Annotated in this window: 15 protein-coding genes; 2 read left to right on the plus strand and 13 right to left on the minus strand. The window is 66.0% G+C overall.

The features are described 5' to 3' along the window. The first annotated feature begins 158 nt into the window (after window positions 1-158). Window positions 159-1,646, plus strand: coding sequence for an alpha/beta hydrolase (locus NU1_RS11950; RefSeq protein WP_067520341.1), 1,488 nt, complete (start codon window positions 159-161; stop codon window positions 1,644-1,646). A gap of 4 nt (window positions 1,647-1,650) precedes the next feature. Here NU1_RS11950 and NU1_RS11955 read toward each other — a convergent pair whose 3' ends face one another. After that, the gene (locus tag NU1_RS11955) at window positions 1,651-2,388 is read right to left on the minus strand and encodes a MerR family transcriptional regulator (protein ID WP_067520343.1); all 738 of its coding nucleotides are present in this window, start codon (window positions 2,386-2,388) and stop codon (window positions 1,651-1,653) included. A gap of 164 nt (window positions 2,389-2,552) precedes the next feature. Here NU1_RS11955 and NU1_RS11960 point away from each other — a divergent pair, with 164 nt between their 5' ends. After that, window positions 2,553-3,158: a dihydrofolate reductase family protein gene (locus tag NU1_RS11960; RefSeq protein WP_067520345.1), complete on the plus strand. Its 606-nt coding sequence runs from the start codon at window positions 2,553-2,555 to the stop codon at window positions 3,156-3,158. Window positions 3,159-3,379: 221 nt separating this feature from the next. On the opposite strand, the gene NU1_RS11965 is transcribed toward NU1_RS11960, so the two are convergent. The 12 genes from NU1_RS11965 to NU1_RS12015 all read right to left on the minus strand — a co-directional run bounded on the left by NU1_RS11965 (window position 3,380) and on the right by NU1_RS12015 (window position 13,376). Further along, window positions 3,380-4,942 (minus strand): aldehyde dehydrogenase family protein, encoded by a 1,563-nt coding sequence (locus tag NU1_RS11965; protein WP_245720070.1) that lies wholly within the window; start codon window positions 4,940-4,942, stop codon window positions 3,380-3,382. Continuing rightward, window positions 4,920-5,963: an NADP-dependent oxidoreductase gene (locus tag NU1_RS11970; protein WP_067520347.1), complete on the minus strand. Its 1,044-nt coding sequence runs from the start codon at window positions 5,961-5,963 to the stop codon at window positions 4,920-4,922. The genes NU1_RS11965 and NU1_RS11970 overlap by 23 nt, the downstream gene beginning before the upstream one ends. A gap of 4 nt (window positions 5,964-5,967) precedes the next feature. Further along, window positions 5,968-7,416, minus strand: a complete 1,449-nt coding sequence (locus NU1_RS11975; protein WP_084521208.1) for a carotenoid oxygenase family protein — start codon at window positions 7,414-7,416, stop codon at window positions 5,968-5,970. A 3-nt stretch (window positions 7,417-7,419) separates the two neighbouring features. After that, complete coding sequence (locus NU1_RS11980; protein ID WP_245720071.1) at window positions 7,420-7,644, minus strand: biotin/lipoyl-containing protein; 225 nt, start codon at window positions 7,642-7,644, stop codon at window positions 7,420-7,422. Window positions 7,645-7,683: 39 nt separating this feature from the next. Continuing rightward, on the minus strand, window positions 7,684-7,878 hold the full coding sequence (locus tag NU1_RS11985; RefSeq protein ID WP_067520351.1) for a ferredoxin: 195 nt from the start codon (window positions 7,876-7,878) through the stop codon (window positions 7,684-7,686). A 10-nt stretch (window positions 7,879-7,888) separates the two neighbouring features. Beyond that, window positions 7,889-9,031 carry a thiolase family protein gene (locus tag NU1_RS11990; protein WP_067520353.1) on the minus strand — a complete coding sequence of 381 codons (1,143 nt, stop codon included), beginning with the start codon at window positions 9,029-9,031 and terminating at the stop codon, window positions 7,889-7,891. Continuing rightward, the gene (locus tag NU1_RS11995) at window positions 9,031-9,459 is read right to left on the minus strand and encodes a Zn-ribbon domain-containing OB-fold protein (RefSeq protein ID WP_245720072.1); all 429 of its coding nucleotides are present in this window, start codon (window positions 9,457-9,459) and stop codon (window positions 9,031-9,033) included. Before NU1_RS11995 ends, NU1_RS11990 begins: the two co-directional genes overlap by 1 nt. Next, a complete protein-coding gene (locus tag NU1_RS12000; RefSeq protein ID WP_245720073.1) occupies window positions 9,456-9,809 on the minus strand; it encodes a 2Fe-2S iron-sulfur cluster-binding protein in 354 nt (117 codons plus the stop codon). The genes NU1_RS11995 and NU1_RS12000 overlap by 4 nt, the downstream gene beginning before the upstream one ends. A gap of 6 nt (window positions 9,810-9,815) precedes the next feature. After that, window positions 9,816-10,766: an acyl-CoA dehydrogenase family protein gene (locus NU1_RS12005; protein ID WP_067520357.1), complete on the minus strand. Its 951-nt coding sequence runs from the start codon at window positions 10,764-10,766 to the stop codon at window positions 9,816-9,818. Continuing rightward, complete coding sequence (locus tag NU1_RS12010; protein WP_067520359.1) at window positions 10,759-11,826, minus strand: acyl-CoA dehydrogenase family protein; 1,068 nt, start codon at window positions 11,824-11,826, stop codon at window positions 10,759-10,761. The genes NU1_RS12005 and NU1_RS12010 overlap by 8 nt, the downstream gene beginning before the upstream one ends. Then, on the minus strand, window positions 11,823-11,945 hold the full coding sequence (locus NU1_RS43780) for a hypothetical protein (RefSeq protein WP_281221103.1): 123 nt from the start codon (window positions 11,943-11,945) through the stop codon (window positions 11,823-11,825). Before NU1_RS43780 ends, NU1_RS12010 begins: the two co-directional genes overlap by 4 nt. A gap of 72 nt (window positions 11,946-12,017) precedes the next feature. Then, on the minus strand, window positions 12,018-13,376 hold the full coding sequence (locus NU1_RS12015; RefSeq protein ID WP_084521210.1) for an AMP-binding protein: 1,359 nt from the start codon (window positions 13,374-13,376) through the stop codon (window positions 12,018-12,020). Between the last annotated feature and the right edge of the window lie 4 nt (window positions 13,377-13,380).

Here is a 13,380-nt window from a genome sequence, read left to right on the forward strand (position 1 = left end):
GATCAACGTGGCAGAGGCCATCTCGGCATCAGAAGTGCTCTGAAACGCCGAAGAGCGGGCTAGGAGCCGCAGTCAGCCGCTGACACCCGAAGTTTGACTCTGCCCGAGGGGCACGGTGTGGGCTGTATCCGGTACGCCCAGATTCGGGATGTGAGGACATGGATCGGAAACGAAATACGCGCCGAGGGCTCGGGGCGGCGGTCGCCGTGGTCGTGCTGTCCACGCTGGCGTGTGCGCCCGACGGGACGGCCGCGCCACAGGTGCACTGGGGTTCGTGTCCTGCGGATGTCGCGACCGAGGCCCCCGAATTGCAGTGTGCCACCGTGCCGGTGCCGCTGGACTACAGCGATCCCGGCGGCGCGCTGATCAAGCTGACTATCTCCCGGCTGGCGAGTACGGATCCGGGTAAGCGGCGTGGTGTGTTGCTGCTGAATCCGGGCGGTCCAGGCGGATCGGGGTTGGCTCAGTCGAAACTGCTTGTCTCCCAAGGATTTCCCGAAGGTGTGCGGAAAAGCTACGACCTCATCGGGATGGACACCCGGGGCATCGGGTACTCCGCGCCGATGAGCTGCGGATTCACCATCGGCGGTCCCTATCAGGGCAATGTGCCGCCCTACGCGGTCGATGATGCGGCGGTGCGGGCGCAGGCGGGGATCGCCGAGCAGGTGGCCGAGCAGTGCGCGGCGAACGACCACGAGGGACGCCTGCGGCACGTGTCGACGGCGAATATGGCCCGCGACCTGGACCGGATCCGAGCCGCGCTCGGCGAGGAGCAGGCCAGCTATCTCGGCTACTCCTACGGGGCCTCGCTGGGAGCCGCGTACGCCTCGATGTTCCCCGAACGCGCGGATCGGGTCGTGCTCGACAGCAACTACGGCGACACCCACCTCGATCGCGACGGTCTGCGCAGGTATGCCCTGGGAATGGAGCAGACCTTCCCCGACTTCGCGCGCTGGGCCGCCGAACGGCATGACACCTACGGCTTGGGCAACACCCCGGAGCAGGTGCGCGCCACCTATTTTCAGCTGGCTCAGCGGTTCGACCGGTCTCCGGGGAACGGTATGACCGGCGCGGTCTTCCGGCTGAACAGTTTCGTGGGCCTCTACAGCGAAAGGTCGTACCCGCAGACGGCGCAGGCGTGGCGGTCGCTATTGGGATCCGAATCTGTTGCACCCGTAGCGGATCCGCCGCCGGACTCAGCCGCGCTGTCGCCCTACGACAACCTGTGGTCGGTCTTCCTGGCGGTGACCTGCAACGACGTCGAATGGCCCGAGGATGTGCAGACGTATCGGCAAGCCGTCGCTGACGACCGTGAGCGGTATCCGCTCTTCGGCGCGGCCGCCGCCAATATCCTGCCGTGCGCCGCGTGGCCGTACCGGCCCGCCGAACCCCCGGTCGCGGTAGACGACTCAGGACCAGCCGACGTCCTGATCATGCAGAACCAACGCGATCCGGTCACGCCGCTGCGCGGTGGCGAACTGCTGAACGAGAAATTCGGTCAACGATCCCGGCTGCTGCGCGTCGATGGCAGCGGGCACGGCGCCTACGTTCTCGGCGGCAACTCCTGTGCTTCGCGGATCACGACCGCGTATCTCGTCGACGGTGTGCTGCCGGCCGAAGACCTCGACTGCCCGGCCACCGGTTGAGCAGTCAGCGTTCCTCGGTATCGCTGTCGTGCGGCTGAGCCAGCAAGGCGTCCAGCCGTTGTAGGACGCGCAGCTGTGCGGAGTTGTAGAACTCGGTCACTGCGTGGGCCATCGCCTCGAGGGCGGCATCGGGGCCCAGAGGTGAATCGGCCGCGGGGTCGACCGTCCGCGGATACTGGACTCGCCGCCGGTGGACCACGGGCAGCATGCGCTGGGCGAGCTGTTCGATCGTCGCATCGTCGGCGTCGGCGGGCAGGGCCTCGAGTTCCGCTTCGGTGGGGTCGGGATCGGCGACCATCTCGTGGAACTCTCGCATGGTCTCTTCACTGAACACGGTGGAGTAGACCGTCAGCAGCGAATGCTGGGTGTTCGACAGGGTCCGGGACAAGGCAGCGGCCTCGGGCGGAATATGCATCGGCGCGCGATGGCGCAGGATGGTGGCCAGTTCGGCGCGCGCCCGGTTGATGCGTTCGACGGTTGCCGCGAGCTGGGCGTCGAGGCTGCGGATCGCTTGTTCGGGATCCTGATCGGCGCTTCCCAGTTCCGCGATTTGCGCCAGCGGCACACCCAGTTCGCTGAGCCGCTTGATCTGTATCAGCCGAACCAAATGAGTGACGTTGTACTGCTTGTACCCGTTGGAAGCGCGTTCGGGCAGCTCGAGCAACCCGATGTCGTGGTAGTGGCGGACCGCTTTGATCGTTGTGTGCGTGAGCTCGGCAAGTTGCCTGGTGCTCCACCCCATACTCGATCTCCTTACCTGGTCGGTATGGCTGACAGCTCACACCCTGCCCCGAGGGCACGGTCAAGCACGGGGCCCAACCTCTCCCGTGATGCTGGCAGTTCGACCGATGAGTTTGTGGCTCCCGACCGGTCAAAGCTAATGACACCCTAGGAAAGGACACCGCCATGTCGGAGCTTCTCGTCGACTTCATCACCTCTCTCGACGGCTACGCATCGGGAGAGGGATGGCCCGGGTTCTGGGGCCTCGAGGGCCCGGAGTACCTCGCATGGCTCGGCGAGCAGCCCGAGTCCACCCACCTGATGGGAGCCAACACCTACCGCCTGATGTCGGGCTTCGCCGCCGGCCAGGTCCCCGATGGCCAAGACGAGTTCCGACCCGAAGAAGAAGCGTCCGTCGACGGGCTCACGAAAGCGTCCAAGGTGGTGTTCTCCTCCTCCCTCGAGGCCCCACTGACGTGGGCCAACTCCACGCTCGTCCGCGACGACGCCATCGAGGCGGTCCGCGCCATGAAAGCCAGCGGCTCAGGGCTCCTCAGCACAATCGGCAGCCTGAGCCTGTGCCAGTCCCTGCTACGAGCCGGACTCGTCGACCGATTCCGCGTCGTGATGTTCCCGGTCATCACCGGCGCCACAGGCGCGGAACGCATCTACGACGGCTATCCGGACGTCGCCCTCGACATGATCGAGCACCGCACCTTCGACGGCGGCATCCAGCTGGTCGAGTACAAGCCCCGCGTCCTCGACCACCCACCGCTCGGCGCCCCGGCCTGACGTCACGTATCCACCGGTCCGGACCATGAGGACACCGTCGTGGTCAACCGGACCGACCCATCGGCGATCTCACTAACCTGCGGTGCGGCGAGCCGCCCGGTATTCGACGTACACCTCCGGCGAGCTGCCCGCGCCTGCGCCGAGCGACCAGTCCGTGCAGCATGTACTGCCAGATCGGGGATTTCGTGAGGAGTCTCAGCATCACGGTGACCTCGGATTCGTTATCTGTTGCGGCGGAGAGCGTTTGGCAGCTTGCGCCAGCCTCGGGCGTCGACTGCCCGCATCAGGGTCGTGACGACACGGGACCTGATACGGGATGCCGGGTACCAGAGCGGCTCTCGGGAGAGGGCGGGTCCTCGGGGAATGGTAATCGCTTGTTGGCGGCAGTATTTGCGGATTCCGGATGCGCCGCCCCAGCGGGCTCCGATGCCGGAGTCTTTCCAACCACCCATGGGGAGGGCGAAGTTCACGATGTTGGCGTAGGCATCATTGACATTGACCGCTCCCACTTCCAGGCTGCGGGCCACCCGTTCACCGCGACTCCGGTCACCCGTCCACACGGTGGCGGACAGTCCATAGGTCGAGTCATTGGCCATACGAATCGCTTCGGCTTCATCGGCGACCTTGATGACCGGTAGCACCGGCCCGAACGTTTCCTCGGTGAGGCAGGCCATCGAGTGGTCCACGTCGACGAGCACGGTCGGTTCGAAGAAGGTGCCGGTTCCGGTGGGCTTGCCGCCGACCAGGATTCGAGCGCCTTTCGCGCATGCGTCCTCCACGTGCCGCTGCACGATATCGCGCTGCGCCGAAGTAGCCATCGCACCGATATCGAAGGCGAAGTCGCGGCCGTCCTGGCCCTGCCGCAGCTCGTTGACCTGAGCGACAAGACTGCTGACGAAGCTGTCGTACACGGGCGCTTCGACGTACACGCGCTCCACGGAGATACACGCCTGCCCCGAATTGAACAGTCCCCCATAGACAATGCCCGCCGCCGCGCGATCGATATCGGCGTCGGCGAGCACAATGGCCGGATCCTTACCACCCAATTCGAGGCTGTACGGGACCAGCCGCTCCCCGCACGCCACCGCTATCGCCCGGCCGGTTCTGGTCGATCCGGTGAATTGCACATAGTCGACAGCCTCGACCACCGCGCGCCCGGTCGCACCGCGCCCCGTCACCACGGTGAATACCGGTGGCGCACCGATTTCGGCCCAGCCGCGCCCCAGTTCGACCGCGCTCAACGGGGTCACCTCCGATGGCTTCACCACCACGGCCGCCCCGGCCAGTAGCGCGGCGAAAGCATCGAAGCAAGGGTTCATGATCGGCAGGTTCCACGGCGTGATGATGCCGACCACCGGATGCGGCCGAAAGGTCTTGACCAGACGCTTCGTTCGACCGATCGGGCTGTGCGGTGTCGCCTTCTCATCCACCAGGAAGGCCTCGGCATTGCGCGCCCAATACTTGGCCAGGTCGATCGCGGCGGGCACTTCGATTTCGGCGTCGAACCGGGTCTTGCCGGTTTCGGACTGCACGATATCGGTGAGCCGGGCAGTATTGTCGACCAACCAATCCTGGAACCGCATAATCCATTCCGCGCGTGCGCGTACGCCGATGGATTCCCATTCCGGTTGGTGCACCCGAAGGTCGCGGATCGTGTCGGCAACGCTGACCGCCGAATGGTCGGCGACCCGTCCCACGGGGCGTCCATCGGCCGGATTGTGAACGTCGATATCGGCTGTCGCGGTATCGATTCCAGTTGTCTCAGGTGTTGCGGTGTTCGACACGCGACTCCCCTTCCCGTGGCAGGTGAACAAGCATTTTGCCGGTGTTGGCTCCGCGCATCATGTCCAGGAAGGCGTCGAGTGCGTGGTCTATCCCATCGACGACGGTCTCCCCCACCCGCAGCGACCCGTCGGCCAGCCAGCCGGATGCGGTGCGAACCCATTCCCCGGACCGATGGGTGTGATCGCCGAGTATGTAGCCGCGCAGGGTGATGCGTTTACGAGTCGCCAGGTGCAGGTTATTCGGTCCGGGAGCGGAGGTGGCGTTGTTGTAGCTCGAGATCGAGCCGCACAAAGCTACCCGCCCAAAGGTATTGAGCACGGTGAGGGCCGCTTGCAGATGTTCGCCGCCGACATTGTCGAAATAGATATCGATTCCCTCGGGTGCGGCGGCCGCGAGTTGTTCGGTGAGATGTCCGGCGCGGTAGTCGATTGCGGCGTCGAATCCGAAATCCGAGACCAGCCGCGCGACCTTCTCCGGTCCGCCCGCCGACCCGATGACGCGGGAGGCCCCGAGCTTGCGCGCGATCTGCCCGGCGACCGAACCCACCGCCCCCGCCGCACCCGAAACGAAGACGACATCGCCTTCGCCCACCGGCGCGATCTCGGTCAACCCCACATACGCGGTGAGGCCGGTGGCACCGAGCACCCCCAGATACGCCTGTGCCGGTGAGCGATTCACATCGACCGCATGCACGTCGGCCACGTCGAGCACGGCGTATTCGCGCCATCCGGCAAAGTGAATGACACTCGTGCCGACCGGGACGGTATCAGCTGCGGAGGCGATCACGGTGCCGACAGCCCCACCCGTCATCGTCTGCCCCAGCTCGAACGGCGGCATGTACGACTTGCCCTCGTTCATCCGTCCCCGCATATAGGGGTCCACCGACAGCCAGTCATTGGCCACCAGAATCTGCCCCGGCCCCGGTTCTTCCAGGGTGACGGTGGCGAACTCGAAGTCCGTCGGTTTCGGTTCACCGATCGGACGGGCGATCAAACGCCATTCCCGCGAAGAAATCGTCATGCCGCTACCCCATCGCCTGGCGGTACAGCGGATTGTCGACGCTGTAGTAATTGCAGTGGAATCCGCTGGGGATCGCGAATGGCACCTTGACCCGGGCCAGCGGCCCACCCGTCAGGTCCTTGGCGTCGAACACCACCAATTCGGTTTCCGCGGCCCCAGCCTGGTGCACCAAAGTTATTGCGTAACCGTCGAGTTCGTCGGTGCCACCGACCTTGGGCGCGAAGATGAGTTCACCGGCCGCAGCCGAGTCACCGAAGTGGTACAGGTCTTCGAAACCGGTGCGCGTATCGACCCGAACCACCGAGTCCATGCCATCGGCGCGACCATCGACCGAGTGCAGGTTGCTATTGGCGAACGCGTAGCGGCTGGGGCGCGTCATGAGCCGGTCATCGGGTCGCGGGAACTGGATATCGCGGTCATTGAGAATCTCCTCGCGCACCACATCGGTGGTGGCCGTCGGATCGATAGTCCAGCGGCGCAAGCTTTGTCGCGTTTCCCGGTGGGTGCGGCGCGTGCCATCGATATCCGGGAAGAGCGCCGTGCCCTCGGCCGCCGCCACATCGGCGACGATCCGACCGTCGGACTCCCACACATTGGCCTGATGCATCATGTGCCGGGGTTCGGCTTCGAACCATCGGACGTCGGCCGCGGTGCCGCGCCGTGGCATGAGGCCGAGTTTCGTCGGCCGGTCCGGATCCCAGCCGACCAGCGGACCGCCGGACATGGCGCGTGGCAGGCTGATGTCGAGGGGTGTCACCGGAAACACCACATAGTGCTCGGTGACGAAGAAGGTGTGCAGCATGCTCTGATGCGGGACCGGAACGCTTTCCGTAGCGATCGGCCGCCCATCGAAATCGATAATGTCGTAGCGCAATTCGGGGGCAGCGTCACCGCGTCGCGCGATCGAACCGATATTGATCAGCTCTCCGGTCGAGTGGTCGACCGTCGGGTGCGCACTGAAGGTCGTGGTGACCACCCCGCCGTAGGTCTCCTCCCCCAGCGTGTCGAGGGTCCGGGGATCGAGTTCGACCGGTGGCGCGCCCTCCATGAGTGCGAGCAGCTTCCCGCCGTGCAGGACGATATTGGTATTGGCGGTGTTGTAGCGGGTGCCTTCCGCCAGCGGATCGGTGGTCATCGGATTGCCGTGGACACCGAAAAGCCGTCGCCCCTCCTTCATTTCGAGCAGCAGCTTGTCGGTGCGCACCCAACGGTTACGCAGCGACACCCGACCGTCCTCGATGAAGAAGGCGTACACCATGCCGTCCCCGTCGAACCAGTGATAGTCCTCATCGGTCGGCGGATACAGTGGCTCTGCCCCATTGCGGTAGAACACGCCCGCCAGATCCGCGGGCAGCTCACCCTCGATGAACAGATCCGGCGCGTCCACCTCCATCCGGTTGGGTCGGTGATGCCCGGTGAGGAACGCACTGTCGCGATACCGCGTCGACGCCATGGCTCAGTGCTCCGGTTCGAGGACGCCGAGCGTGGTGCCCACCGGGTACTCACCATCGACCTCGACGGCGCCGTGGCGCAGCACGCCCTGTGACGGGGCGGGGATTTCGGTTTCCACCTTGTCGGTGCCCACCGTGTACAGCGGCTCACCCTCGCTGACCGCCTGCCCATCGGGTACCAACCAGCCCAGGAAGGTGCCGTCGGTCATGGAGACGTCGAGCTTCGGCATTCTGATTTCCATACGAATTCGCTTTCCCTACCGGACTTCTCAGTCCTCATCGATCCGCAGCGCCTGGCTCGGACAGTCCGCGACCGCCAGCGCCGCCAGCGCGGCTGTCTCACCGGATATCTCGTCGACCAGTACCTGCACGGTGCCGTCGTCACCGACGACGAATAGTTCCGCCGACACCGCCTCACACACTCCGTGCCCGATACACCGGTCACGGTCCACCACAACCTTCACGACGGGACTCCTATCGGGTCAGCAGCGCGCAACCGCTCAAACCGGGCGCACCGTAGACGTGGGACAGCGCGACCCGGGGCGGTCGTGCGACCTGCCGGTCCCCGGCCGTACCGCGCAATTGCAGGACGTTCTCATGGATCTGCCGCAGCCCCGACGCCCCGATCGGTTCGCCATTGGCCAGGCAGCCGCCGTCGGTATTGATCGGCAACCGGCCCGTGAGGGCGGTGACTCCGGCATCGATCAGTTCGGTCTGCTCACCGTGCGCGCACAGCCCGGTCTCGGCCATATGGATGATCTCCGCGCCCGAGTCGGTGTCCTGCACCTGCGCGATATCGACTTCGGCGGGAACGATTCCGGCCTGTTCGAATACCGCGCGGGCGGCGTCGACCGTCGGACTCTCGCCACCCCGAATCGATAGCGACGGGCTGAGCACCTCGAACGATCCGGGCCGACGGGTCCGCACCGCCACCGCCGCCACATGCACCGGGTCGCGCCGAAACCGCTTGGCATTCTTCGCCTTACACAGCACGAGCGCGGTCGCGCCGTCCCCGGGCGAACACAGCATGTACTGGCGCAGTGGATCCACCAGCATGGTCGAGTTCTCGATATCGTCGACCGAGAGCTCTTTGCGCCGCCAGGCATTCGGATTCAGCGAGCCATTGTGAAACGCCTTGGCCGCCACCGCGCTCAGCAGTCGTGGCGGCAGGTCGTGCGCGTACAGGTAGCGCTGGATCTTGAGTGCGAAGAACTGTGCGGTCACCGCCATCCCGGTGGTCCCGTACCAGCGGCCGAGCCCCATATGTTCGGTGGAGATGCGGAATGCCCCGCGCGGATGGGCGTCGAACCCGACCACCAGCGCGCATTCGGCCGCACCGGATTCGATAGCGTGCACCGCGGAGATGAGCGAACTGCTGCCGGTAGCGCAGCCATTGAGCACATTGATGAACGGCACGCCGGTCAGTCCGAGTTCGGTGACGAGGGTATCGGCCGAGCCGGCGGACATGCTGCCCCCGACCGCGTAGTCGATATCGGACCACCCCACTCCGGCGTCGTCCAGGGCCTGCCGCACGGCGTGCACGGCCTCCGCGCGCGCCGTGGTCTCGCGATACCGGCCGAAGGGACGGCAACCGACTCCGATAATGGCGGCCTTCATCACGCTTCTCCCTGATCGATGGGGGTGAACGCGAAAGTTGTCGCTGTTTCCCCTGATTCGGTGGGCACCTCGAGGGCGGTCAGTCGCATGGGCATCCCGATACGCAACTGCCGCGGATCCGCCCGGGTCAGCAGCGATTCCACGATCACCTGGTCGGGCAGTTCGACGTAGCCCAATCCGAACGGCGTGAAGGCTTCCCCCGCAACCGCATACGGCGGGCTCGGTGGCGGGAAGCGCTGAACTGTCCAACTCCACAGCACGCCCTGTTCGGCGAGCGGCACCACCGAGATTTCTCGCGCACCGCAGCGCGGACAGGCGGCACCGACCGGAAAGTGGTGGTCCCCGCAGGCCGCACAGCGGCCGCCGCGCAGCCGAATTCGGCCATTCTCTAGATCCATCAGCTGGGGGTCGATCGGCTTACTTGTCACCGTGATTTCTCCTCATCGGTCGACGGTTTGTGCGACGGCCGGACGCCGCGTTTGAGCACCACGACATCGCCGTGCACCCCCGCCTGACAGGCCAGCCGGACCGGCCCACTGCCGTGCGGCCGCAGATCTCTCACCACCCGCGTCTCGGATTCGGCCGCTGTCGACAGCCGCTCGGCATGTTCGAGGACATCGACATGGCAGACGAGGCAATCGCCGAGCCCCCCGCAGATGGTCGGCCACCGATATCCGGCCGCGAGTGCGGCGGCCATAATGGTTTGTCCGGGGGTGGCGGTGAATTGGATGCCGGAGGGCCGGACCGTCACCGTCGGGTCGCCGCCGTTGTCGTGCACTGGTATTCACCCCCGTCGCAACTCACTCCAGGGTCGCCCCCGGTTCGGATCGGGTTCGCGGTCCAGGCCCAGGACCCGTTCGGCGATAATGGTGCGTTGAATCTCCGAGGTGCCACCGGCAATGGTGAGTCGGCGACTGTCCAGCAGCGCGTACGCCTCGGGCGTGAGACCGGTATCGGCGTAGGCCGCGTCGGCACCGGCGACCTCGTATCCGAGTTCGGTAATCCGTTGCGCCAGTTCCGATTGCGCGAGTTTGGTTATCGATCCCTCCGCGCCGCCACGCGACTGTGAGGAGGGTGCTTGCGCGCGCAGATTGGTCAGGTGCAATGCCCGCTCGGTGGCGAGTAGCGCCATCAGCCGATCGCGCAGCACCGGGTCGCGCCACGCCCCGGCCCGGCGAGCCAATTCCAGCACCGGCGCCAGCGGCACACCGCTCGCCTCGGAACTGCCGGAGAGACCGGATCTTTCGGTGCTCAGGGTCGACAGTGCCACCCGCCACCCGTCATTCACCTCCCCCAGCCGAATATCGTCGGACACCCGGACGGCGTCGAGGAACACCTCGCAGAAATGTTGCTCGCCGGTGATCTGACGCAGCGGGCGCACGGTCACTCCGGGTGCGGCCATATCGAGCAGAAAGCAGGTGATACCGGCATGTTTCGGTTTATCCGGATCGGTGCGCGCCAGCAGCATGCCGTATCCGGCGAGATTCGCGAACGAACTCCACACCTTCTGACCATTGACGATCCAATCGTCGCCGTCCGACTGTGCCCGGGTGCCCAGGCTCGCCAGATCGGATCCGGCTCCCGGTTCGCTGAACAGCTGGCACCAGATATCGGCTCCGGAGGTGATCCCGGGCAGATACCGCCGCTGCTGCTGCAGGGTCCCCCATGCCGCGATGGTGGGTCCGATCAAGGTGTGGGCGACGAAATGCGGCCCGTCCACGGTGTCGTCAGTCACGGTGGCCGTCCTCGAGATCCACAAGTTCGGCGAGCCGCCGCCGATATCGTGGCGCTCCCCCGGTGAGCGCGACCACCGAGTGCGCGCGCCGCAGATATCGGTGCGCCCAGTGTTCCCAGGTGATCGCGATACCGCCGTGCAGCTGCACCGCGGCCCTGGTCACGGCGGTCGCCGTATCCGCCGCCATTGCGCCCGCGATCGCGAGATCGGTATCGGTGCGCGGGCTTTCGGGCGCGGTGGTCAGCTGCCACGCAGCGCCGTACACCGCCGACCGGGTCAGCTCGACCTGTGTCAGCAGATCCGCCACTCGGTGCTTGATCGCCTGGAACGAGCCGACCGTGCGCCCGAACTGGATACGGCCCGCGACATAGTCCAGGGTCTGGTCGAAGGTCCGCTGCGCGACACCCAGCAGCTCCGCGGCCACTACCAGATCACCCCGTCGGCGCAGCGCCGCTAGGGCCGTCGCGCCCGTGATCACGACATCCGGTACGGCATCCACGAATTCGACGCGACCCAGCGAACGGGACGGATCGAGCCCGTCGAGCTCGGTGGCGGTCACACCGGGGGTGTCACGGTTCAGGACGACCACCGTCCGCTCGCCGTCGATCGACAACTCGCCCACGATCGACTCCGCACCGTCGAGCTCCCACACCGGCTCCGCCGTGCCGTTGACCCGGACACCGTCCCCGCCACGGTGTCCGGTCAGCCCGGTGATTCCGGCACCGAGGAGTGCGCCATCCACCGCACCCGATCCGGCGACGGTCAGAAGCGGTCCGCCGACCGCGGTCGAAACCAGTGGTCCTCGATACAGCGCCGCGCCCGCTTCCTCGGCCAGAATCGCGAGATCTATTGCGGTACCGACGGGCTCGGCGGAGCCGGTGCAGAGGATGTCACCCATGCCGATCTCGTCCAGCAGCCGCCGCCAGGTGGCCGTGGCATCGTCGGCCTCGGTGATGGTCCCGAAGAATCTCCGCAATACCGCACGGAGGGCACCGTGTTCATCGGTGAAGTGAAAGACCGGTGGATGAGCTGTGGGCGCGGCGGCATCGAGCGTGCTCATGATCGCTCTCCCGGTACCACCGCGGTCGGTTGCCGCGCGGCCAGATACCGGTCCCGCAGCGCCCGCTTGTTCACCTTGCCCATCACCGTCCGCAGTTCGGTATCGACGAACTCGATCATGGCCGGACACTTGTAATGCGCCAGGCGATCTCGACACCAGGCGACGAGTTCCGCCGGGTCGGGCGGGCGCTCTCACGGCACCACCAGCGCGCACAGCTGTTCGCCCATCTCGGGGTGCGGGATTCCGATCACCGCGACATCGAACACTCCGGGATGGGTGCGCAATATCGCCTCGGATTCGGCCGGATACACATTCACTCCACCGCTGACCACCATGTCGGAGGCTCGATCGGTGAGGAACAGGTAGCCGTCCTCGTCGAGATAGCCGATCTCTCCGATAATGAATACGTCGCGGTCGAGGTAACTGCGCGCCGTTTTCTCCGGATCATTGTGGTACCGAGGACGAACACCGACAGTGGACCGCACACACACCAGACCGGTCTCCCCGGCCGCCAGGACCGCACCATCGGCATCGCGAATGCTCAACTCACATCCCGGCAGTGCCCGCCCCACCGATCCCGGATGGGCCAACCACTCCTGGGAGTCGATCATGGTCACCGTGCCTACCTCGGTCGACCCGTACGCGTCGGCGAACACCGGCCCGAACCAGTCGATCATCGCCCGCTTGACGTGCACCGGGCAGCTCGCCCCGGTGTGCACGACAGTGCGAATACTGCTGATGTTGTAGCGCTTTCGCATGCCCTCGGGCAGCGCCAGCAGTCTGGCGAAGTGCGTCGGCACCATCATCGAGCTCTCCACGCGGTGCCGTTCGATGAGCCGCAGCACCTCCTCCGCGTCGAATTTGCGCAGAATGACCAGCGGATTGCCGACGGCCAGCGCCCGCACACCGCCGATCGGCCCGGTGTGGTGCATAGGTCCCACAATCAGGTGCCTGCCCCTGGGCCGCACCGGCGACTGTTCGAGCCGCCGCACGTGTTCGACAATGTTCTCGCCGGTGGGATACATCTGATCCGGCAGCGGCACCCCCTTGGGCAGTCCGGTGGTTCCCGAGGTGTAGTACAGCGGCGCGGCCGGTGCGATCAGCTCGGACGGCTCACTATCGGCGAAGCCCTCGATCAGCGACTCGAAGGATTCGACACCGTCGGAATCGTCCGCGCCCCAGGCGACCACCCGCACCTCGGCGCTCGCGGTCCGCGCGGTCGCGGCGGTGCGCGCCGAACACAACACGGTGTGCACCGCGCCGTCGTCGAGGATGTAGCGCACCTCGTCGACGGTGAGCTGCGCGTTCACCGGGACCACCGACAGCCCCGCATAGGTGGTCGCCAGATGCGCGAGGGCGGTGTACACCCCGTTCTCCGCGTGGACGGCGACCCGCTGGTCCGCGCCCACACCGAGCGACAGCAACCAGCCCACCGTCCGGTTCACCATGGAATTCAGTCGCGCCCACGACCATTCGAGATCACCGTCGGTGACCGCGATCCCGTCGGGATCGCGGTGCGCGACGGCTGCCAGCCCATAAGCCACTGCCATCCAC

The sequence above is a fragment of the Nocardia uniformis NBRC 13702 genome, from assembly GCF_001613345.1.
Lineage (GTDB): Bacteria > Actinomycetota > Actinomycetes > Mycobacteriales > Mycobacteriaceae > Nocardia > Nocardia uniformis.

What these genes read in the sequence shown, in the direction of transcription:
- NU1_RS11950 (WP_067520341.1), top strand. Translation starts at nt 159, where the DNA reads ATGGATCGGAAACGAAATACGCGCCGAGGGCTCGGGGCGGCGGTCGCC.
- NU1_RS11955 (WP_067520343.1), bottom strand. Translation starts at nt 2,388, where the DNA reads ATGGGGTGGAGCACCAGGCAACTTGCCGAGCTCACGCACACAACGATC.
- NU1_RS11960 (WP_067520345.1), top strand. Translation starts at nt 2,553, where the DNA reads ATGTCGGAGCTTCTCGTCGACTTCATCACCTCTCTCGACGGCTACGCA.
- NU1_RS11970 (WP_067520347.1), bottom strand. Translation starts at nt 5,963, where the DNA reads ATGACGATTTCTTCGCGGGAATGGCGTTTGATCGCCCGTCCGATCGGT.
- NU1_RS11975 (WP_084521208.1), bottom strand. Translation starts at nt 7,416, where the DNA reads ATGGCGTCGACGCGGTATCGCGACAGTGCGTTCCTCACCGGGCATCAC.
- NU1_RS11980 (WP_245720071.1), bottom strand. Translation starts at nt 7,644, where the DNA reads ATGCCGAAGCTCGACGTCTCCATGACCGACGGCACCTTCCTGGGCTGG.
- NU1_RS11990 (WP_067520353.1), bottom strand. Translation starts at nt 9,031, where the DNA reads ATGAAGGCCGCCATTATCGGAGTCGGTTGCCGTCCCTTCGGCCGGTAT.
- NU1_RS12010 (WP_067520359.1), bottom strand. Translation starts at nt 11,826, where the DNA reads ATGAGCACGCTCGATGCCGCCGCGCCCACAGCTCATCCACCGGTCTTT.
- NU1_RS43780 (WP_281221103.1), bottom strand. Translation starts at nt 11,945, where the DNA reads ATGATCGAGTTCGTCGATACCGAACTGCGGACGGTGATGGGCAAGGTG.
- NU1_RS12015 (WP_084521210.1), bottom strand. Translation starts at nt 13,376, where the DNA reads ATGGCAGTGGCTTATGGGCTGGCAGCCGTCGCGCACCGCGATCCCGAC.